The 20338-nt window shown below is 55.9% G+C and carries 19 protein-coding genes; 9 read left to right on the top strand and 10 right to left on the bottom strand.

Features of this window, described 5'->3' with window-relative positions:
* Positions 1-60: 60 nt before the first annotated feature.
* Both AAC599_RS05140 and AAC599_RS05135 read left to right on the top strand, forming a co-directional pair.
* Entirely contained in the window at positions 61-1152 is a 1092-nt protein-coding gene (locus AAC599_RS05140; RefSeq protein WP_340149335.1) for a hypothetical protein, read from the top strand.
* A gap of 68 nt (positions 1153-1220) precedes the next feature.
* On the top strand, positions 1221-1727 hold the full coding sequence (locus tag AAC599_RS05135) for a histidine phosphatase family protein (RefSeq protein WP_340149334.1): 507 nt from the start codon (positions 1221-1223) through the stop codon (positions 1725-1727).
* Between the two features lie 6 nt (positions 1728-1733).
* Here AAC599_RS05135 and AAC599_RS05130 read toward each other — a convergent pair whose 3' ends face one another.
* From AAC599_RS05130 to AAC599_RS05115, 4 genes are all read right to left on the bottom strand, one after another.
* Positions 1734-2219 carry a YajQ family cyclic di-GMP-binding protein gene (locus AAC599_RS05130; protein ID WP_340149333.1) on the bottom strand — a complete coding sequence of 162 codons (486 nt, stop codon included), beginning with the start codon at positions 2217-2219 and terminating at the stop codon, positions 1734-1736.
* A gap of 16 nt (positions 2220-2235) precedes the next feature.
* Positions 2236-3825, bottom strand: a complete 1590-nt coding sequence (locus tag AAC599_RS05125) for a peptide chain release factor 3 (RefSeq protein WP_340149332.1) — start codon at positions 3823-3825, stop codon at positions 2236-2238.
* A gap of 115 nt (positions 3826-3940) precedes the next feature.
* Positions 3941-5176 carry a potassium/proton antiporter gene (locus tag AAC599_RS05120; protein WP_340149331.1) on the bottom strand — a complete coding sequence of 412 codons (1236 nt, stop codon included), beginning with the start codon at positions 5174-5176 and terminating at the stop codon, positions 3941-3943.
* A 105-nt stretch (positions 5177-5281) separates the two neighbouring features.
* Entirely contained in the window at positions 5282-6292 is a 1011-nt protein-coding gene (locus AAC599_RS05115) for an NADP-dependent oxidoreductase (protein WP_340149330.1), read from the bottom strand.
* 185 nt (positions 6293-6477) lie between these two features.
* On the opposite strand from AAC599_RS05115, the gene AAC599_RS05110 reads away from it, so the two are divergent.
* Positions 6478-7608: a hypothetical protein gene (locus AAC599_RS05110; protein ID WP_340149329.1), complete on the top strand. Its 1131-nt coding sequence runs from the start codon at positions 6478-6480 to the stop codon at positions 7606-7608.
* A gap of 68 nt (positions 7609-7676) precedes the next feature.
* On the opposite strand, the gene AAC599_RS05105 is transcribed toward AAC599_RS05110, so the two are convergent.
* The 4 genes from AAC599_RS05105 to AAC599_RS05090 form a co-directional block, all read right to left on the bottom strand.
* A complete protein-coding gene (locus AAC599_RS05105) occupies positions 7677-8252 on the bottom strand; it encodes a hypothetical protein (RefSeq protein WP_340149328.1) in 576 nt (191 codons plus the stop codon).
* Entirely contained in the window at positions 8249-9415 is a 1167-nt protein-coding gene (locus AAC599_RS05100) for a M48 family metalloprotease (protein WP_340149327.1), read from the bottom strand. The genes AAC599_RS05105 and AAC599_RS05100 overlap by 4 nt, the downstream gene beginning before the upstream one ends.
* The gene (locus tag AAC599_RS05095) at positions 9412-10476 is read right to left on the bottom strand and encodes a hypothetical protein (protein ID WP_340149326.1); all 1065 of its coding nucleotides are present in this window, start codon (positions 10474-10476) and stop codon (positions 9412-9414) included. The genes AAC599_RS05100 and AAC599_RS05095 overlap by 4 nt, the downstream gene beginning before the upstream one ends.
* Positions 10477-10624: 148 nt before the next feature.
* Positions 10625-12253: a 3-(methylthio)propionyl-CoA ligase gene (locus AAC599_RS05090; protein WP_340149325.1), complete on the bottom strand. Its 1629-nt coding sequence runs from the start codon at positions 12251-12253 to the stop codon at positions 10625-10627.
* Positions 12254-12476: 223 nt separating this feature from the next.
* Between AAC599_RS05090 and AAC599_RS05085 the strand changes: the two genes are divergently transcribed.
* From AAC599_RS05085 to AAC599_RS05075, 3 genes are read left to right on the top strand one after another with little or no spacing between them, the layout of a single operon-like run.
* A complete protein-coding gene (locus tag AAC599_RS05085; RefSeq protein WP_340149324.1) occupies positions 12477-12905 on the top strand; it encodes a hypothetical protein in 429 nt (142 codons plus the stop codon).
* Positions 12892-13803, top strand: a complete 912-nt coding sequence (locus AAC599_RS05080) for a sterol desaturase family protein (protein ID WP_340149323.1) — start codon at positions 12892-12894, stop codon at positions 13801-13803. The genes AAC599_RS05085 and AAC599_RS05080 overlap by 14 nt, the downstream gene beginning before the upstream one ends.
* 22 nt (positions 13804-13825) lie before the next feature.
* Entirely contained in the window at positions 13826-15316 is a 1491-nt protein-coding gene (locus AAC599_RS05075) for an NAD-dependent succinate-semialdehyde dehydrogenase (RefSeq protein WP_340149322.1), read from the top strand.
* A gap of 3 nt (positions 15317-15319) precedes the next feature.
* On the opposite strand, the gene AAC599_RS05070 is transcribed toward AAC599_RS05075, so the two are convergent.
* On the bottom strand, positions 15320-16318 hold the full coding sequence (locus AAC599_RS05070; protein WP_340149321.1) for a glutathione S-transferase N-terminal domain-containing protein: 999 nt from the start codon (positions 16316-16318) through the stop codon (positions 15320-15322).
* Between the two features lie 88 nt (positions 16319-16406).
* Positions 16407-17327: an alpha/beta hydrolase gene (locus tag AAC599_RS05065; protein WP_340149320.1), complete on the bottom strand. Its 921-nt coding sequence runs from the start codon at positions 17325-17327 to the stop codon at positions 16407-16409.
* Positions 17328-17467: 140 nt separating this feature from the next.
* Here AAC599_RS05065 and AAC599_RS05060 point away from each other — a divergent pair, with 140 nt between their 5' ends.
* The 3 genes from AAC599_RS05060 (at position 17468) to AAC599_RS05050 (ending at position 20299) form a co-directional block, all read left to right on the top strand.
* Positions 17468-18871 (top strand): aspartate aminotransferase family protein, encoded by a 1404-nt coding sequence (locus AAC599_RS05060; protein ID WP_340149319.1) that lies wholly within the window; start codon positions 17468-17470, stop codon positions 18869-18871.
* A gap of 31 nt (positions 18872-18902) precedes the next feature.
* On the top strand, positions 18903-19751 hold the full coding sequence (locus AAC599_RS05055; protein WP_340149318.1) for a DMT family transporter: 849 nt from the start codon (positions 18903-18905) through the stop codon (positions 19749-19751).
* Positions 19752-19888: 137 nt separating this feature from the next.
* On the top strand, positions 19889-20299 hold the full coding sequence (locus AAC599_RS05050; protein WP_340149317.1) for a BLUF domain-containing protein: 411 nt from the start codon (positions 19889-19891) through the stop codon (positions 20297-20299).
* Positions 20300-20338 lie beyond the last annotated feature (39 nt).

The raw sequence follows: 20338 nt of genomic DNA, 5'->3' as shown, positions 1-20338 counted from the left end.
CTATCACAAACTACATCTTCCGGCGTCATGGGGTATCAACCAAAAACGCCGGAGATACCCATGTCGGACAACCCGAACGATTCCAACAATGAGCCGAACGACGATAAAAAAGAAGATGTTGTCGTCATTGCCAATCGGCAAATAAAACAAGACGCCTATATTCCATTCCACGACTCAGAAAAATTTCTGGCGGATGCCGAAAAAATATTTGGCTATCTGGATCAGATTTACCGCCGCAAACCCGATGACTTTCGGGAAAGTGGATACAAAATATACCCTGATTTCTACCCGCTCTTCCAGCCGGGGAAGATCGCTCACAGCGATATAGAATCAGCAGAAATTATCCGCCAGGCTGTCGCCAAAATAGTTTCGAAATACGGAAACGATGAAACCGCCAAAATCCAGAAAAACAAACTATACGATACAGAAATAAGCGGATTACTTTATGCGGACATTCAATATCACGACGACGTTTTCAAAATATACAATAAAGCGGCCTTCGCGGAACTGGTAAAAAAAGACACCTTCTCGACTTTGGAATTTTCATACGGAAATATATATTTTTCCATTTCCTCGCCCCGCACCTACCGCGAACGGCTGCTAACTAGGAAGGTCGGGCGGATTGTCGTTCATCTCTCGATGCTACCAAAAGAATTCTGGCAATCCGATATTGCCTCAGAACTCGTAGGATCGTTGATGAACACGCCCTCGATACTGGCAATCAAGATCCGGAAAACAGATATTTTCGACCGCGGCGACAGTATCCTCCTCTACACGGCAATTGCGCCGGAGGAAGCTTGGCACGACGTCAGACACATCATCACAAAAATTATTCCGGAGGATTGCAGAAGCGAATACAGAATTCCGTTTTCCACACCTCTCGATCTCGGAATAAATGCAAATATAGAAATCAGTTATTTCGATCCGAATGACAGCGCCAAAGTCGTAAATGAGAGTTTTACTGACGGAATAGGAGTATTGGGTCGACAGGCTTACTTAATGCTTTTAGATAACGATATTTCGAAGCTTGATAGTCAAATTCAAATATTCTCTGGCTTTCTCGGAGGGCTTTTCGAATTCAATAATCTCAAAATCACCAAAGAAGGCGTCCTTAGTCAACCTGTTCTCCCATCGCCACCAAACATTGAATGAAGACTATTTGCCAAGGGGCGGTGAAATTGGCTAGGCTTGCCAGGGAACAGTTTCGGCAGGAGGACGAGATGGATTGGAGGGGGAAAATCCGCGGCATGATCGCGGCTTTCACAGGCATTTTTCTATTGGCGGCCTGCACGGTGGTGCATTCCCCGCCCGGCACGACAACGACGGTCATTCTGCTCCGTCATGCCGATCGTGCGCCGTTCCAGAGTGACCTCAACGAGAAGGGCGTCGCCCGTGCGAAGGCGTTGCCTGCCGCCGTCGCCGATCTCGATATCAACGTCATCTACAGCCCCGACAAGAAGCGCAACCTCGATACCGTCGCGCCGCTGATTGCGGAGCGCGGCATCGAGCTTCGGGTGATCGAGGTGAGCGACGTCGCCAAACGGCTGGTCGAGGAAAACCCCGGCAAAACGGTGATTTGGGTCGGCAATACGGACAACCTGCAGACGGTCTACGGCCTGCTCGGCGGGCGCGGACATCCGCCCAACAACTACGGCGATCTGTTCGTCATGCAAATCGGCGAGAATGGCCCGCCGAAGATCGAGATGCGGCATTTCGGCCCGGAGTAAAGCCCGCTAGTCGCGGAAATTCACATATTGCAGCGGCAGCTCCTGTTTCAGGCCCTTGCAGAAGGCAATGGTCTCCTGAAGGTCGTCGCGTTTTTTTCCGGTCACGCGAAGCTCATCGCCCTGAATGGCGACCTGCACCTTGATCTTCGAGCCCTTGATCTCCTTCACCAGCTTTTTCGCGAGCTCCTTGTCAATCCCCTGGCGGACGACCACCACCTGCCGCACGCTTTGCCCGGCTGATTTTTCCGGCGTCTGGTAGTCAAGCACCCCGGCATCGATCTTGCGCCGCGTCAGGTGGGTTGCCAGCAGCTCATGCATCTGCTTGAGCTTCAGATCGTCATCGGCATGGATGGTAATCGCCTGCTCGGCGCGGTCCAGCTTGCAGTTGCTGCCCTTGAAATCATAGCGGGTTTCGATCTCGCGGCGGATGTTGTTCAGCGCGTTGTCGACTTCCGCCATATCGGTTTTCGAGACAATATCGAATGAAGGCATGGGGTTCCTCCTCTTCCTAGGATGATTGTTCTTTTGTTTTCAGGAATTTGATCTTCGGCCAGTCCTTCTCCGCCCGTTCCAGATGCCAGCTGTTGCGCGCGAGGAAGACCGGCGCATCATCATGATCTTCGGCGAGCGAGGCCTGATTGGCGTCGGTGAATTTTTTCAGCTCCCGCGTATCCTCGCATTCCACCCAGCGCGCCGTGTAAAGCTCCGTCTGCTGGAAATTGACGGGAATGTCGTATTCCGTGCGGATACGATCGGCCAGCACCTCGAACTGGAGGCCGCCGACGACGCCGACAACCCAGTCCGACCCCATGCGGGTCTTGAAGGTTCTCGCGGCCCCCTCCTCAGCGAGCTGAATCAGCGCACGTCCCAGATGCTTGGCCCGCATCGGATCGACGGGCCGCACTTTTTGAAGGAGTTCCGGCGCAAAGCTCGGAATGCCGGTGAAGCGGATTTCTTCTCCCTCCGTCAGGGCGTCGCCGATGCGCAGGTTGCCATGGTTGGGAATGCCGATAATATCGCCGGGCCAGGCCTCTTCCGCCAGTTCCCGGTCCTGCGCGAGGAACAGCACCGGATTATGGATATTCAGGATCTTGTCACTGCGCACATGTTTCAACTTGGCGCCGCGCTTGAAATGACCGGACACCAGCCGCATGAAGGCGATACGGTCGCGATGCTTGGGGTCCATATTCGCCTGGATCTTGAAGATAAACCCGCTCACCTTCCCTTCCAGCGGCGAGATATCGCGCGCAGCTGACGGGGCAAAGCGCGGGCTCGGCGCCATTTCGGTCAGCCCGTTCAGCAGCGTCTCGACACCGAAGTTATTGATCGCGCTGCCGAAATAGACCGGGGTCATGGTCCCTTCCAGAAACGCCTTCACATCGAACTCGGGACAGAGGCCGCGCACCATCTCGATATCCTCGCGGAGCTTCGCAACCTCGGCGGCGGGCAGCAGTTCATCGAGCTTCGGATCATCGAGCCCGTTGCAGGTCACGCCCTCATCGAGGTGATTTTCCTTGCCTTTCGAGACGAGCACCAGCCGGTCATTGAACAGGTCGTAGCAGCCGAGGAAGTTGCGGCCCATACCGATCGGCCAGCTCGCAGGCACCACATCCAGCGCCAGCGTCTGCTCGATATCGTCCAGCAAATCGAACGGATCCAGCGCCTCGCGGTCGAACTTGTTGATAAAGGTGGTAATCGGCATATCGCGCAGGCGGCAGACCTCGAACAATTTCCGGGTCTGGCTCTCGATACCCTTGGCGCCATCCAGCACCATGACGGCGCTGTCGACCGCGGTCAGCGTGCGGTAGGTATCCTCGCTGAAATCCTCATGGCCCGGCGTGTCGAGCAGGTTGAACGTCTTCTCGCGGTAATCGAAGGTCATGACCGAGGAGGCAACGGAAATGCCGCGCTCGCGCTCCACCTTCATCCAGTCGGAGCGGGCGCGCCGCTGTTCCCCGCGCGTCTTGACGGCACCGGCAAGCTGAATGGCGCCGCCGAACAGCAGCAGCTTCTCGGTCAGCGTCGTCTTGCCCGCGTCCGGATGGGCGATAATCGCGAAGGTCCGCCGGTTGGCAACCCGTTCTTCCAGCATCGTCATTGATATATCCTGATCCCCGCACGGGCGTCCCGCTGCGAAGTTTGAAAATTGTTGCCCGCGGGCAGATATCCTGCGCGACGGGCACGGGCCTAAATAGGGGCTTTTTCGTGAAAAATCAATCCTTGGCTTTCTCGAAGGGAAGCTCCGCCCCGCCCTCCGGCTCGGCGATGAGCCCGAGCCACCGGGCGACCAGCGAGATCGTCCAGCCCTGCAAGATGAGCGAGACGATCACGACGACGAAGACCACATCGAAAAAGCCGGAACTGAGCGGCCCCGGACTGATCACCGGTATGATGGCGAGAAAGATCGGCACCGCCCCGCGCAAACCCACCCAGCCGATGAACGCCTGCTGCCGCCAGCCGATCCGGAACGGCGCGAGGGAGAGGCTTGCCGCCACCGGGCGGGCGATGAAGATCAGCACCGCGGCGATGCCGAGACCGAGCGGAATCTGCGCCACCAGTTCCTTCGGCGTCACCAAGAGCCCGAGGATCAAGAACAGCACGATCTGGCTGATCCAGGAAATACCATCATGGAACTGGCGCACCCGCTCCGTCTGATGGGTCATGCGGTCACGCAACAGCGCCCCGGCGATGAACACCGCCAGAAACCCGCTGCCGCCCATGATCGAGGTCAGGTTGAAGAGCAGGAGCGCCGAAGCCATGGCGAAAGGCGCGAACAGGCTGACCGGCATCCGTACCCGGTTGATGAGAAAGGCCGTCAGGAAGCCGCCAATAATGCCCGCAACCAGCCCGAAGCCGAGCTGTCGTCCCAGCTCCGGCAGAAAGGAGATGAAGGTCGCCATATCAAGCGGCAGTTCGTTATCGACAATCGCCACCATGGTAATGGTCAGGAAGATGGCCATGGGGTCATTGATCCCCGCCTCCACCATCAGGGTCTCGCCCAGATCGTCTTTGAGCTGGATATTGCGCTGACGCAGCAGCAGGAAGGTCGCCGCCGCATCGGTGGAGCCGACCACCGCCCCCAGCAGCAGACACACCTCCAGCGGAAGATCGAACAGCAGATAGATAAGACCGCCGACAATCCCGGCCGTCGCCAACACGCCAAAAATCGCCAGCACGATGGCCGGTGCGGCCGCCTTTCGAAAGGTTTCGCGGGTCGTATCCAATCCGCCGGAGAAGAGCACCAGCGCCAGCGCGATGGAACCGACTTCGTAAGCGAGGGAAAAATCATCGAACTTGACCCCGCCAATCCCGTTTTCGCCCATCAACATGCCGACAAACAGAAAGAGAAGGAGAAACGGAGCGCCGAGACGCTCGGCAACGGGGGTCAGGAGACAGCCTAAGAGAAAGAGAAAAGAGACAAAAATCAACAATATCTCAAGCGACTCCATGAACGCCTTTTCCCTTCTTTTGCGGTGAAGTCTATAGAGTACAGAGAAAAGGCGCCGCCGTAAATTGGCGACGCCCCGCATTTCAGGGAAAATTTGCGTTTGAGATCAGTCTTCAATCACCTTCAGGACCAGTTTTCCTGTATTCGCGCCTGAAAAGAGCTTGAGCAGCACGTCGGGGAAATTCTCGATACCCGTCTCGACCTGGGTGCGGAATTTGAGCTTGCCCTGGCTGTACCATGTCGCCAGTTCCTTCACCCCTTCGCCATAGCGCGAAAGATAGTCGAAAACGACGAAGCCTTCCATCCGCGCGTGATGAACCAGCAGGTTGATATAGTTCTGCGGCCCGCGCATGGCCGTGGTGTTGTTATATTGCGAGATCGCGCCGCAGATGACGATGCGGGCATGGCGGTTGATGCGGGCAAGCGCGATATCCAGGATTTCCCCGCCGACATTGTCGAAATAGACATCGACACCGGTTTTCAGCGGCTCCTTCAGATCCTGAAGGAAGCTCTCCGATTTGTAGTCAAGGCAGGCATCGAAGCCGAGTTCATCAACGACATAGGCGCATTTATCCGCACCGCCCGCGATGCCGACGGCCCGCGCGCCCTTGATCTTGGCGATCTGCCCCACGAGGGAGCCGACGGCCCCGGCCGCGCCGGAAACCAGCACCGTATCGCCCTCCTTCACCGCGCCGACATCCAAGAGGCCGAAATAGGCCGTCAGACCCGGCATACCGAGACCACCGAGATAGGTCTCGATCGGGGCAAGTTCAGGATCGACTTTTGTCAGGTCCTTCGTCTTCGCCTTTGCATATTGCTGGATGCCGAGGGTGCCGCTCACGAAATCACCGACCTTCAGGCTGTCGCTGTTGGAGGCAATGACCTCCCCCACCGTCCCGGCGCGCATCACCTCGCCGATCTTCACCGGCGGAATGTAGGAGCGGCCTTCGTTCATCCAGCCCCGCATCGCCGGATCGAGGGAGCAGTAATGGATTTTTACCAGCACCTCATCCTCGCCAATCTCCGGCAGCGGTTCCGTGGTGAAATCCCAGTCGCTGTCCTTCGGCACGCCAACGGGCCGCGCTTTGAGGCGATATTGCTTGTTCAGTGTCGACATGATGTGCTCCCTGTCCTGTTTTCTTCTAGCCACAGTTATTGTTTTTGCCGGTCAATACAATGGCTTTATCTCCCGAACACAAAAAAGCCGGACGCGATCACGCTTTTACTCTCGTGAATCCCCTCACAAAAGGACGCCCTCGGCCGTCCCATTCCGGATATGCGTATTGGAAGGGAACCCAGACAATGTCAGACAAGCATAACGAAAATGACGAAAACGAAGAGGAATATAAGGAAAATACATTCGCAAGCTCTTCAGATTTCACGAAGTACAGCTCATTTCAGGAAAACGCCGCCAGAATTTATGACATTATTTTTGAAATCTATACACAAAACAAAGCCGAAATTTTTACCACAGATTTCGATCTTTACGGTTCGTTTCTGGAGCTTTTTCAGCCAAGCGTCGACTATGACATAGAAATAAAAAATAAGAAAATTATAACAAATGATAGCTCAGAATATTCGGTGGATTTGATAAAAAGAGAAGTAATAAATGTATATGAAAAATATAAATGCAAATCATACCCTCTGATAAAAAATGAAAATAGCACCTACTTTGGCAGAGACGATTTGAATGTCTACGGCATATTATATTTTGCCCTGCAAAACAAAATTTCAGTTTATAATGATGTTGCCATTTATGATAAAAAAGCCTTTTCTCCAATCAGTGGTCAGGATTTTATTGACGGCAATGCCTATTTTAGGATTTCGTCACCACGTCCATACAAAAAGGCCCGCGGACAGCCGACACTTGGCAGGATTGCAATTCACCTTAAGCAATCTCCAATTGATTTTTGGGTGAGCCCTACACTTAAGAATATGATGGATTTGCTCATAAACCAGAAATTTGTGAAAGCGTTGAAGGTCAGACAGGCATGCGATTTCGGACGCGGCGACTCCCTCCTAATCTATTGCAATATTCCCGCTACCGAGGCCTGGAAAATGGTGGGTCAGAGCATTATTGATGTTATTCCTGCAGAGGTGCGGGAGAAATACCGGATGCCATTTGCCACATCTCTTGATGTCGGCATCAATGCAAATATACCGATATTCTGTGGAACCGGCGACAATTTGGAAAAGACAAGCTTCACAATGGGGTTGGCACATATTGCCCGACAGGCCTTGGGAGAGTCACTCAAAGATAACCAGTTTCATATGCATGGCATTTATGATGTTAAAATGAAGACGCAGGAAATTCGTAAAGCCAATATTGATGTCTTCCAGAAATATCTCGCCAATGGATTTATGCTCAGCGGCCTTGCTGTGGACAAGAAAGGGGCGCTGTATCAGGAATTGGAGATCGCACCAGTTAAATAGCCAGGTTTCCCTTCGTACGAAAAAAGCCGGACTTACGCCCGGCTTTCAGAAAACGATACTACCTTGGCCTAAGCAGCACCTGGCAGTTTTATGGAGTTTACAACCCTGTCAAAATAGGGCCGCCGCGTTTCATAATAATGAGTTTCCCGGGCGACAAAAAACACCGTCATCAACTTTCCACCGACTGTCGCAAACAGCAGATTTCCCATAAAATCGGACCCATCTTTGGCAGAAAGGTTCACATCGATCAGATATCCCGGCGCCCCGCCGAAGGACATCGGTTGAAGGTTACCGATGAAAGTGGGGGTCGAAGCCGTCAGAGAGAAACCGTTGCGGACCAGTTCAACAACTTCCTCCGGTGTCATGTCCGAACGGAACGTGCCTGCGCGCTCCTCACTGCCAGGGGTAAAGATAAGGGGCAGCTTTTCACCATCCGGCACCGGAGCCCAGAATTCAACACGCTCCAGAATAGGTCCGTCCTGCGTCCACATCACCGCCTTGTCGTTCTTCAGTTCATTGATATCTTCCGATGTCGCCACCGAATAGCTGTTCCACATGGAGCTTTGGCCGGTCTGCTTCAACTGGAAAGTCGGGGCACAGCTGGCGACCAACAGGGCCGACATCATAATAATAAAAAATCTCATGATTCCCTCAATTGCTTGATGTAGGACTCGACCAGAAAACGATCCGACGCTTGCGGATAGCGGGCGAGGTAAATTTCAAAATATTCAATGGCTTTGCCATCTTCTTTCTGGCGCTTGGCGACAAGACCCAGATTCTTGTATGTTTTGGCAGTCGCCTCCTCGGAGGCCGCAGCCTTGAGATAGGCAACCTTCGCTTTATCCAGATCCCCTTCATCGCTTCTGCGCCGATAGACATCTCCGCGATAGAAGGCGAGCACCGCAGGATCGAAGTTACGCTCTTCAAGACCATTAATAACAAATAACGTCTCTTCATAGGAACCAGTGTCGATGAGGTCTTTAACCCAGCCCTGCCATCGGGTATCTACCACGGCACGAAATCTCTCATTGTCGTCGCGGCGCATTTGCAGGGGCCGCTCCGGGTAGTCCTCAGCACGGGCTTCGAGATTCCTGACCCTGTCTTCCGCCGGTGGGTGCGAGGCGAAAAAGATAGCCGTTGTCTCACGATCCCCGGCATCGGCTTCGCCCTTTATCTTCTTCCAGAGCCTCGCGGCCTCCGCCGGATCATAACCTGCGTCATTCAGGTAGTCCTGACCGATTTCATCGGCCTCGGTTTCCAGATCTCGAGAATATGCCTGTATCGATCCGGCGGCCCCCAATCCGGCAGCGAGGCCGACAACTCCATAGCCAAGCCCCCCTGTCACAATAGAGAAAAAGGCGAGAAAATCGCCTGTATTTCGCGCGGAATTCCACTTTTTAACGGCATGGCGTTTTTTGTAGTGAGCCAGTTCATGAGCGAGAACCGTTGCCAGCTGCGCCTCGTTTTCGATACGCAGCATCAGCCCCGTCCAGACCTGCATGACACCATTCGGTGCCATGGAGGCGTTGAAATAAGGAATTTTAACAATGTACAGCCGGATATCCGGGCAGACTTCCTCAGCCAGACGGCAAACCATATCTTCAAGATAACCCTGCAATTCGAGATCCTTGATGATCAAGGCGCTGGCCGCAAAGCTTCGTTCGGCCTCATCCATCTTCATCCGGAGGCCTGCCTCCACGGAATTCAGCTTAGGCTCTTCCCCGGGCTTGATGTCACCAATTTGGCCGCTGCTTGCACAAGCTGAAACCAGTAAGCTCAACCCGACCGCGGCTTTCTTCAATCTCATAAAGGAATGTCTTCCAGCAGATTATCCGTTGCATTGAAGGCAGGCTCGAGCGTGCGTAAATCACCGCCTCCTGAAAACAGGCGGTTAAACCAGAGTATATTTCCGGTATCGAGATCAACCAGAGAAATGAACCCGACCTGTTGACCACCCTGAATGCCGACGCCCAGAATGGCCGCGGCCAAAATCTGGGCGGCCACGCGTGAGCCGCTGGAATAGGAATCACGCAAATAGACAAAGACGCCCAGATCCGCCCCATATGCCTTTTTCAGGTCTTTCGTGGTTCTTCCCAACTGCCAGTTAAAGCTGCCATCCTTTTTTGTCGGCAGCTGAAAGAAGGTTTCGTACTGATACAGGAAGATGGATTTTCCGACCGCTTCATGCAGATCGACAAGATCCTGCGCTGTTTCCGTCGGTACGAGCTGTGCGTCATCAGAGTGAACCGCCACACCATATCCCAGATCCGTGAAATACTGCGCCATAAATTCGGTGACATAGCCCTTCGCGGCGGAGGTCCAAAGGGCATTTGGCTCCGTAAGACCGCCAGCCGTAAGAACGCTCAGTTCAACATCCGGCGTCATGATCAGGATTTTCTTCCCTTCTGTACCGCCCTCAATCTTTTTGCCGACCTGCTTGAGTGTTTCATCGCTGAGATCAACATCCGCAATGACGTTAATGACCCTCTTGTTCGATCCATTGTCCGGGTTATGCAATGACGCGTTCTCTGGCGTTGCTGACATCACCGTCACCGCCTCACAGCTATTCGATCCGTCGCATAAGTATGGTTGAGCGCCGTATCCGGGCAACATTTTGATCCGAATTTCATTGCCGGCGCCAAAGTCCCCCTCGGTCACGGTTTTTGCAGACTGTTGTTCCTCTGACAACGTTTCATTCCGGTCCCGCATGTCGGAAAGGGACGGTGTTTCCTCTCCAGAGGTAGCCGCGATCTTTACCGCGCCAGCACTACTTGACGTCTTACTTTCGGTGAAGGTCGGCGCGCAGGCGGATAGAAAAACAAGAAAAGAGGAAACGACAAAAAGAGGACAAACCCGAAAAAGTGACATAAGAAAGCATCCTAAACTATTTTTTCGGGATACTAGTATGCGCCACAAAAACAATCAATACGATTTAGTTCAAATATTTTTTCATCCTTGAATCGTACGAAAAAGCCGGACTTTCGCCCGGCTTTTCGCTTTGCAACAGTCGGCGGGGTTACGCCGTTGGCAGTTTGTAGTCCTTGAAATCCTCGCGGAGCTTGGTTTTGAGGAGCTTGCCGGTCGCCGTATGCGGCAGTTCATCGACGAACACCACATCATCAGGCAGCTGCCATTTGGCGAGGGTGCTTTCCAGATGCTTTATCACATCCTCGCGCGTGACACTGTGGCCCTTCTCCTTGACGGCGATAACCAGCGGCCGCTCGTCCCATTTCGGATGCGGAATGGCGATGACCGCCGCCTCGACGATGCCGGGGCAGCCGGTTGCCTCATTCTCCACATCGATGGAGGAAATCCACTCCCCGCCTGACTTGATCACATCCTTGGAGCGGTCGGTGATCTGCATATAGCCGTCCGGATCGATGGTGCCGACGTCACCGGTGGTGAACCAGCCGCCTTCATCGAGGACATTGCCGCCTTCTCCCTTGAAATAACCGCTGGTGATCCAGGGTCCGCGAACTTTGATATCCCCGAAGGCAACCCCGTCGCGCGGCAGCTCTTTGTTGTCGTCGTCGGTGATCTTGAGTTCCACACCATAGACAAGACGGCCTTGCTTGATCCGGATATCGATTTTCTCATTTTCCGGCAATTCGGCATGCTTCTTCAAAAGATTGCCTGTCGTACCGATCGGGCTGGTCTCGGTCATGCCCCAGGCATGAACCACATTCACCCCGTAATCCTTGATAAAGGTATCGATCATGGAGCGCGGCGCGGCCGAGCCGCCAATGACAGTCCGGTTCATCGTCGAGAATTTGAGCTTGTTCTCTTTCACATACCCCAGCAGCATCATCCAGATGGTCGGCACGCCGGCGGATACCGTCACCTTTTCAGTCTCCATCAGTTCATAGAGCGACGCGCCATCCATGGCCGCGCCCGGCAGCACCATCTTGGCGCCGCACATGGCCGCCGCGTATGGCAGGCCCCAGGCATTGGCATGGAACATCGGCACCACCGCAAGAATGGAATCCCCGTTGCAGATGCCAAGGCCGTCATTGGTGCAAACGCAGAAGCTGTGCAGCACGGTCGAGCGGTTCGCATAGAGCACGCCCTTCGGATTGCCAGTCGTGCCGGAGGTATAGCAGAGCGAGCTCGCCGTCATTTCGTCGAACTGTGGCCAGTCATAGTCGCCGCTCTCGCCGCTCAGAAGGGTTTCATAGCAGAGCAGGTTGTCCAGCTCGCTTTCGGGCATATGCTCCTGATCCGTCATGACGATGAAGCCCTTGACGTTTTTAAGGTGATCCTTCAGCGCCTCGATCAGCGGAATGAAGGTCAGGTCGACAAAGATATATTTGTCTTCCGCATGGTTGACGATATAGGCGATCTGTTCGGGGAACAGGCGCGGATTGATCGTGTGGCAAACAGCGCCCATGCCGGAAACACCGAAGTAAATCTCCATATGGCGGTACCCGTTCCAGGCAATTGTGCCGATGCGGTCGCCAATTTCCACCCCGAGTTTGCCGAGCGCCTGCGCCAGCTTTTTCGCGCGCAGGTTCACATTGCGGTAGTTGGTGCGGTGAATCGGCCCTTCGACCGAGCGGGAGACAATCTCCACATCCCCGTGATTGAGACCGGAGTATTCGATTAAAGAAGAAATCAGCAGCGGCCGATCCTGTATAAGACCCAGCATTAATTACATCCCATGTTAGTTATTTGTTAGACCGTTGCGGCCAGCATAAAACTGCACTGGCGTCAGGTAAAGACCCTTTGAGATTCGTCGGGTTTACACATATATGGAGACGCTTGACGCAGGGACAGTGCGGCGTTGCGATCCTCATAAAAGGCTAATTTTGTCTTTGCGGCGGATTTTTTGTATCAATAGCGGGAAACACAACGAATCAAGGGGTCCGTCAATGGCCATCGATCCTCTGGTCCTTCTGCCCGCCGCAGGCATCGCCGTCCTGGTCGTGATCCTGTTTATCCGGCTGGTCGCGGGGCGGCGCGATGCGCGCCTCACAGCCAAGGACCTGCCCGCTTTCCTGCGATTTCAGGAACCGGAGCGCGAGGTTGCCCGCGCCGTCATCAGCGAGGATGGAAGATACGCCCTCATCCGCTGGCGCGACGGCGGCGACATCGGCCTGGTGCGCGGCTTCGGCGACAAGCTGGTCTATCAATCGCTGGCGGCGGCGGAGCTGTCAAAATGCGCATTGGATACAAATGCGCGCGCCCTTAAAATCCCGCGGCAGGGTTTTGCCTTTCCACCTATTATATTCCGCCCAGCCGCAACAGACACCGATGCAATCGAGACTTTGCTGAAAGGAGAGACGGATGCAGCTGCCTGATCCGGTCACTTTCGCCATCCCCGCCTTCGTGCTGCTCATCCTGATCGAGGCGATGATCGGGCGCTATGCGCCGAAGAAATCCAATTACGAGATGCGTGACAGCGCCGCCTCGCTGCTGATGGGGCTCGGCAATTTCGCCATCGGCCTCGTGAATTTCGGGATTGTCGCCGCCATCTCGCTTTGGGTCTATCAATACCGCCTGTTCGATATCGGCTATCAATGGTGGGCCTTCGTCCTGATCCTGTTCGCGGAGGATTTCTGCTATTACTGGTTCCACCGCCTCAGCCATGAGCACCGCATCTGGTGGGCGGCGCATGTGAACCACCATTCGTCGCAATATTACAATCTGTCGACGGCGCTGCGCCAGACCTGGACCGGCGGAATTATCGGCACCTGGATTCCCTGGCTCCTGCTCTCGCTGATCGGCTTTCCGCTGGCTCTGATCGTCTTCCAGAAGGGGATCAGCCTCGTCTATCAGTTCTGGATTCACACCGAAACCATCGACCGGATGTGGAAACCGGTTGAGGCGGTGATGAATACCCCCTCGCACCACCGGGTGCATCACGCCATCAATCCGCGCTATCTGGATGCCAATTATGCCGGTATCTTCATCATCTGGGACAGGCTGTTCGGCAGCTTCGTGCCCGAGGACAAGGCCGAGCCCTGCCGTTATGGCATCGTCAAGCAGATCGCGAGCTTCAATCCGCTTATCATCGCCTTTCATGAATGGGCTGGCATTTTTTCCGACCTGATCCATGCAAAGAGCCTCAAAGCCGCCGGTATGTATCTGTTCGGCCCGCCCGGCTGGAGCGAGGACGGCTCCCGCCTCACCTCCCGCATGATCAAGGAGCGGGAACAGACACGGCTTGCGGGCCAGACCTTAGACGCGGCGGACTGATCCGCTTTACGGGCGCGGATAAATGAGTAGACTGGCGCAAAAGCAACAACAAGAACTTCCCGCCGACACGAAAGGTTTCAGACGAATGTATATAGACGGAAAATGGATCGCCGCCGACGACGGCAACAGCTTCGAGGTGACCAACCCGGCGACAGGCGACGTGATACGGCAGGTCGCCGATGGCGGCGCGGCCGAGGCCACCCGCGCGATCGAGGCGGCGGATGCCGCTTTCCGCGACTGGTCGAAGACCACCGCCTATCAGCGCAGCGCCTATCTCTACAAAGCCTATCAGATCATGATCGAGCGGAAAGAGGATCTCGCCCGCACCATGACCGAGGAACAAGGCAAGCCGCTGAAAGCTGCCCGCAACGAAGTGCAATATGGCGCCGATTTCCTGCTCTGGTATGCGGAGGAAGCGAAGCGGGTGAACGGCGAAATCCTTCCCTCCTCCCGCGCCGATCAGCGTTTCATGGTGCTGCATCAGCCCGTCGGCGTCGTCGCGGCGGTCACACCCTGGAACTATCCGATCTCCATGATCACGCGGAAAGTCGGCCCGGCGCTCGCCGCCGGATGCACGGTTGTCCTGAAGCCTGCCGAAGCCACTCCACTCTGCGCCGTCGCCATGTTCGAGATTTTCGAGGCGGCGGGCATTCCGCCGGGGGTTGTCAATCTGGTGACCGCAGCGGATCCAAAACCCATCGGCGAGGTCTTCACCAGCCACCCGTCCGTCCGCAAACTCACCTTCACCGGCTCTACCAATGTCGGCAAGATGCTGGCGGGTCAGGCGAGCGCCAATATGAAGCGCGTCTCGGCGGAGCTTGGCGGCCATGCGCCCTTCGTGGTGTTCGAGGATGTGGACCCGGCCCATGCGGCCAAGGGTGGATCGCTCGTCAAGTTCCTCAATACCGGGCAGGCCTGCATCAGCCCGAACCGCTTTTTCGTGCAGAACGGCTCTTACGATCAGTTCGTCGCGACCTTCGAGGAGCGAGTCTCCAAGATGAAGGCGGGCAGCGGGTTTGACGACGGGGTCGCCATCGGCCCGCTTGTCAATCAGGCGGCCATCGACAAGGTCGACCGGCAGGTGCAGGACGCGATCAGTAAAGGCGCCGAGCTGGTGACCGGCGGGATGGCGCTCAAATCCAACAATCTCGACAAAGGATATTTCTACGCGCCGACGGTGCTCGCCAATGTCACCGAAGACATGCTGATCTATCGGGAGGAGACTTTCGGTCCCGTCGCGCCGATCATCCGCTTCGAGAGCGAGGCGGAAGTGCTGGAAAAGGCGAACGATACCGAATATGGCCTCGCCGCCTATGTCTATACCCGCGATATCTCCCGCGCAATGCGGATGTTTGAAGGGCTTCGCTTCGGGATCATCGGCATCAATGATATCAACCCGACCAGCGCCGCCGCCCCCTTCGGCGGAATGAAGGACAGCGGTCTCGGCCGCGAAGGCGCCCGGGAAGGCATCATGGAGTATCTTGAAACCAAGCTTGGCGGCTTCTCGGTTTAAAGATCAGCTCAGGATTTTAACCCCCGTCTCCCCGATCAGGTCATCCACAATGGTTTTGGCCTCCTCGGGGAGAGCTTTATAGCGTTTCTTCAACTCATCCAGGCATTTCACCTGATATGTGAAGACCCCCTGCGAATAGAGCTTGCCCTCAAGTTCGACGGAGAATGTTTCGGCCCCTTTATCGATCGCCGCCGCATTGGCCGCAAGGAACGGAAGATAAACCTCCGCGCTATAGGTGATCAACCCCCGCGTCATCGGCGGCAGGTCTCGGGCGGCATACCAGTCCCCCTCAATGCCCGAGGCGTCATCGAGCTGCCGGAGCCAGCTTTCCGCCCGCTGCGCCTCTTCGCGCATGATCGACATCGGCGTCGGATCGATGGAGAGCGTCCGGAGCTGACCATAAAGCCCGAAGTCAGCGATGGAAGGCCGCGTTCCGAACAGATATTTATACTGGCCGACATCGGTATCGAGCAGCGTCAGGATATGATGGAATCCCGCCTCGATAATCGGGGCGTTTTCCGGCGTGCAGCCGACAATCGGCATCCGCCCGATCTGCCGATCGGTAAAAAATTTCGCGAATTTCTCCCGCTCTTCCTCTGTTGCCCCGGGGGAGCGGTCATCGGCGATCCAGCGGGAGGCATAATGAATATCCGGCGCGTAGGCCCAGCGGTAATGAAACATCATCTTGGTGACCCACTCATCGCCCATATCCTCCACCAGATGGGCGAGGAAGGCATGGGCGGGATTACCCGGAATGACCGAGCGGTCGTCCGGATGCCGGTCCTCCAGCATGTAGATCAGCCGCGTACTGTCGAGATGCAGGCTGCCGTCCTCGGGCAGTTTCAATACCGGCACCAGAACCGGACGCAATCCTTCCAGCATATGGTCATTCTCTACCGTCCGGAGAATCCAGTTATAGGGCAGCCGCCGGTAATGCATATGGGCGCGCATTTTCAGGGAATAAGGGGAGGCGTTGCCGCCGATAAGGGTATAGCGATCCATGGCCGGGCTCCTGTTGTTGTTCCTTGTTATGAAGAGCGGAAAAAACCTTAAGATAACGCCCCGGACAAGTCCAGCCGATAAAACCCCGTCAGGTCACGCTGTTGGCCCAGGCGATGATATCGGTGAACACCTCATCACGGTTGATCTCATTGAGCATTTCATGACGTCCGCCGACATAGAATTTATGGGTGACGCGGGTAAAATTATACCGGTGATAGGCGGCAAGCAGACGCTTTACGCCCTTGGTATTCTCGCCAACCGGATCCTCGCTGCCGCTGAAGATAAAAACCGGCATCTGCCGGTTCATTTTCCTGAGCGCGCCGCCGCTCGCAATACGCGGCAAGGCATCCATCAGGCCGATCCAGGTGGCGACCGAGCAATCGAAACCGCAGAGCGGATCGGCGATATATTTATCGACCTCCCCCTCGTCGCGCGAGAGCCAGTCGAATTCCGTCCGGTTCGGCGCAAATTGCTTGTTAAAGGTCTTGAAGGTCATATTCGCGATGACCGGGCTGTACCCCTTGGCGCCGAAGCGGAGCTTTTCAAACCGCGCCAGCAGCTGCCCGGCCCAGCCGATCGGACCCGGCGGCCCGTTGGTCGCCGACAGCACCGCCCCGGCGATGGTCTCCCCATGCTCCGCCATATATTGCTGCACCATGAAGGAGCCCATGGAATGGCCAAACAGCAGAATCGGCAGGCCCGGATGCCGGACCGCGATTTCCCGATTCATCATGTAAAGCTCCTCAACCGCCATGTTCCAGCCGTCCGCATCCGCCATATGGCCGGGCGCTTGCCCCGGTGGAATGCTCTGCCCGTGTCCGCGCAGGTCGTTGGCATACACCGCATAGCTGAATTCATTGAGCGCGGCTGCGAATTCCGCATAGCGGGTGCTATGTTCCGCCATTCCGTGGACAATCTGCACAATTGCCTTCGGCTTCTTGGCGCCCTGCCAGTAGTTTATATGGATCGGCAGGCCATCGACGCCGGATAATGTAAAAGTCTCAACCATACAACTGCACTCCCTTCTACCTCGCCTATTAAGCCATGATCCCGTCACGCAGACAAGAATGTTACAAACGGTCTTTGACAGCGCCCGGATATAGGTTCTACATATAAGCAATACTAAAGAAACTAACCGAGGATATTGCAATGAGCAGCCCCAGCTTACTTCAGGGAAATTCCCTCGCCGCCCGCGACGCCAAAAGCCTGATCCACGCCTATACGAACCTGTCCACCCATGAAAAGGAAGGTCCGCTGATCATCGAGACCGGCAAGGGCGTGCATGTTTATGATGAGGACGGCAAGGAATATATCGAGGGGCTGGCCGGCCTCTGGTGCGCCTCCTTCGGTTTCGGCGAGGAAGAACTGATCAACGCCGCGATCGAGCAGATGCGCAAGCTGCCCTTTTATCACTCCTTCGCCAGCAAATCGACGGAACCGGGCATCCGCCTTGCCGAGAAACTGCTCGACATTGCGCCCGCAAAATTCTCGAAGGTCTTTTTTGCCAATTCCGGTTCCGAGGCCAATGACACGGTGGTTAAGCTGGTCTGGTACTACAACAACAGCCTCGGCCGCCCGAAGAAGAAAAAGATCATTTCACGGCAGAAGGCCTATCACGGGGTGACGGTGGCCGCCGCCAGCCTGACCGGCCTGCCACCGCTGCATAATGATTTCGACCTGCCGATCCAGAATATCCTGCATACCTCCTGCCCGCATTACTACCGCTTTGGCAAGGACGGTGAGACGGAAGAGGAGTTTGCCGCCCGCTGCGCCGACGACCTGGAGCAGCTGATCCTGAAGGAAGGGCCGGATACGGTCGCCGCCTTCATCGCCGAGCCGATCATGGGCGCGGGCGGTGTGATCATTCCGCCCGCCACCTATTTCGAGAAAATCCAGACGGTGCTGCGCAAATATGATGTCCTGATGATCGCCGATGAGGTGATCTGCGGATTTGGCCGCACGGGCCGGATGTGGGGATCGCAGGTGTTCGATATCGAGCCGGATATCCTGTCCTGCGCCAAGGCCCTCTCCGGCGCCTATCTGCCGATTTCCGCCGTGATGGTTTCCGAGGAAATTTTCGACGAAATGGTCAAGCAGAGCGAGAAGCACGGCGCCTTCGCCCATGGCTTCACCTATTCCGGGCATCCGGTTCCCGCCGCTGTCGGCATGCGGACCATGGAGTTGATGGAGGAGCGGAACATCCTCGGTCATGTGCGGCATGTTTCGAAACGTTTCGTTGAGCGGTTCAACGCGCTTGCCGATCATCCGCTGGTCGGCGAGGTCCGGGCGACGGGCCTGATCGGCGCGGTCGAGCTGGTCGCCGACAAGAAGACCAAGCGGCCATTCGATCCGAAATTCAAGGCCGGAACCAAGGCCTATGAGGCCATGCAGAAGGCCGGCCTGATCAGCCGTGCGGTCGCCGGGGACAACCTCGCTCTCTGCCCGCCGCTGATCATCACCGAGAGCGAAATCGACGAGATGTTCGACCGCTTCACCAAGGGGCTGGACGATGCCGCCGCCATGGCTTTTGCGGAAAACTGGCGCAACGACTGAGGCCGCATCAAGGATATTCGGAGAGTAGTTCGTGGCGTTACCGGTTTTTATCATTGTGCTGATCGCGGCACTGTTCCACGCGACCTGGAACACTGTCGTCAAAAAGAATGACGACCGTACCCTGTTCATGGCGCTGCTGGTGGCATGTGGCGGCATGGGCGCGGTGGTCACCCTGCCCTTTCTCGATCTGCCCGCGCGGGAAAGCTGGCCCTATATCGCCCTCTCCATCCTGCTGCATAACGGCTATTACCTGTTCCTGATCGCCGCCTATAAATATGGCGACCTCAGCCATGTCTATCCGCTGGCAAGGGGCTCGGCACCGCTGATCGTGGCGGCAGTCTCCGTCTTCATCGTCGGCGAGCAGTTGAGCCAGCTCGCCTGGATCGCCATCATCATCATGGCCATCGGGATCATGAGCCTGTCCATCACCCGCAACGGCCAGAACCTCCGCAATCCGACCGCGGTTTTCTGCGCCCTCGGGACCGGGATCTTCATTGCCGGCTATACGGTGACCGACGGTGTCGGTGCCCGCCTCGCCGGGGACGCCCACAGCTACGCGGGGTGGATGATGGCGCTCGACGGCTTTCCGATCATCGCCTATCTTGCGCTCCGGCGCGGCCGGGCCATCGTTGCAGACTGCCGCCCGATCTGGAAACCGGCGCTTGTCGGCGGGCTGCTCAGCCTTGCCGCCTACTGGGCGGTGATCTGGGCCATGTCGGTCGCCCCCATCGCGCTTGTCGCCGCGGTGCGCGAAACCAGCATCATCTTCGCGCTGCTGTTCGGCGTCTTCTTCCTGAAGGAACGGCTCAGCCTGACCCAGCTCTGCGCCATCTTCATGACCGTGCTCGGCACCGTGCTGCTCAAGCTCAACCGGTCCTGAAATGCATGTGATATGGACAGGATACTGGGCTGTTTAACCGGGAAGGGGTTGACGCCATCCTCCCGACAGCGCTAAGCAAGAACAGGCAGAAAGGCTAGGCTTAACCATCTCCCGCGATCGTCAAAGGAGCGTCCATCATGCACTATCTCATATATGTTAGCTCGGCGAGCCATCTTCTGGATGACGCCGAACTGAAGGGTATTCTGGACGCAAGCCGGACCAACAATGCCATGAACGATGTGACGGGTATGCTGCTCTACAAGGACGGCAGCTTCATGCAAGTGCTTGAAGGCGAACCGGAAATCGTTGCGAAAACCTTTGACCGGATCAGCGAAGACAGGCGGCATAACGGAATCATTACGCTTTGCGAGGAAGAAGCGGACAATCGCATTTTCCAGGGCTGGTCGATGGGTTTTCAAACTCTGAATCCCGATGATTTAAAGGATGTTCCGGAATTTGCCGACTTTAAAAACGGGCGCTTCACGGATCCGTCTATTGTCGAAAATCCGCATGTCGCCGTCCGGCTTCTCAGGACTTTCTATCAATAACCGGGCGCCGGAAGCTCTCTTTATAAAGAAAGAAGGGGC

Source organism: uncultured Sneathiella sp. (assembly GCF_963976355.1).
Classification (GTDB): Bacteria; Pseudomonadota; Alphaproteobacteria; order Sneathiellales; family Sneathiellaceae; genus Sneathiella.
The sequence above is the reverse complement of the archived record's forward strand: the minus strand, read 5'-3'. Positions and strand labels throughout refer to the sequence as shown.

Coding starts and splice junctions, on each gene's coding strand:
- AAC599_RS05140 (WP_340149335.1), top strand. CDS start 61: ATGTCGGACAACCCGAACGATTCCAACAATGAGCCGAACGACGATAAA.
- AAC599_RS05135 (WP_340149334.1), top strand. CDS start 1,221: ATGGATTGGAGGGGGAAAATCCGCGGCATGATCGCGGCTTTCACAGGC.
- AAC599_RS05130 (WP_340149333.1), bottom strand. CDS start 2,219: ATGCCTTCATTCGATATTGTCTCGAAAACCGATATGGCGGAAGTCGAC.
- AAC599_RS05125 (WP_340149332.1), bottom strand. CDS start 3,825: ATGACGATGCTGGAAGAACGGGTTGCCAACCGGCGGACCTTCGCGATT.
- AAC599_RS05120 (WP_340149331.1), bottom strand. CDS start 5,176: ATGGAGTCGCTTGAGATATTGTTGATTTTTGTCTCTTTTCTCTTTCTC.
- AAC599_RS05115 (WP_340149330.1), bottom strand. CDS start 6,292: ATGTCGACACTGAACAAGCAATATCGCCTCAAAGCGCGGCCCGTTGGC.
- AAC599_RS05110 (WP_340149329.1), top strand. CDS start 6,478: ATGTCAGACAAGCATAACGAAAATGACGAAAACGAAGAGGAATATAAG.
- AAC599_RS05105 (WP_340149328.1), bottom strand. CDS start 8,252: ATGAGATTTTTTATTATTATGATGTCGGCCCTGTTGGTCGCCAGCTGT.
- AAC599_RS05100 (WP_340149327.1), bottom strand. CDS start 9,415: ATGAGATTGAAGAAAGCCGCGGTCGGGTTGAGCTTACTGGTTTCAGCT.
- AAC599_RS05095 (WP_340149326.1), bottom strand. CDS start 10,476: ATGTCACTTTTTCGGGTTTGTCCTCTTTTTGTCGTTTCCTCTTTTCTT.
- AAC599_RS05090 (WP_340149325.1), bottom strand. CDS start 12,253: ATGCTGGGTCTTATACAGGATCGGCCGCTGCTGATTTCTTCTTTAATC.
- AAC599_RS05085 (WP_340149324.1), top strand. CDS start 12,477: ATGGCCATCGATCCTCTGGTCCTTCTGCCCGCCGCAGGCATCGCCGTC.
- AAC599_RS05080 (WP_340149323.1), top strand. CDS start 12,892: ATGCAGCTGCCTGATCCGGTCACTTTCGCCATCCCCGCCTTCGTGCTG.
- AAC599_RS05075 (WP_340149322.1), top strand. CDS start 13,826: ATGAGTAGACTGGCGCAAAAGCAACAACAAGAACTTCCCGCCGACACG.
- AAC599_RS05070 (WP_340149321.1), bottom strand. CDS start 16,318: ATGGATCGCTATACCCTTATCGGCGGCAACGCCTCCCCTTATTCCCTG.
- AAC599_RS05065 (WP_340149320.1), bottom strand. CDS start 17,327: ATGGTTGAGACTTTTACATTATCCGGCGTCGATGGCCTGCCGATCCAT.
- AAC599_RS05060 (WP_340149319.1), top strand. CDS start 17,468: ATGAGCAGCCCCAGCTTACTTCAGGGAAATTCCCTCGCCGCCCGCGAC.
- AAC599_RS05050 (WP_340149317.1), top strand. CDS start 19,889: ATGCACTATCTCATATATGTTAGCTCGGCGAGCCATCTTCTGGATGAC.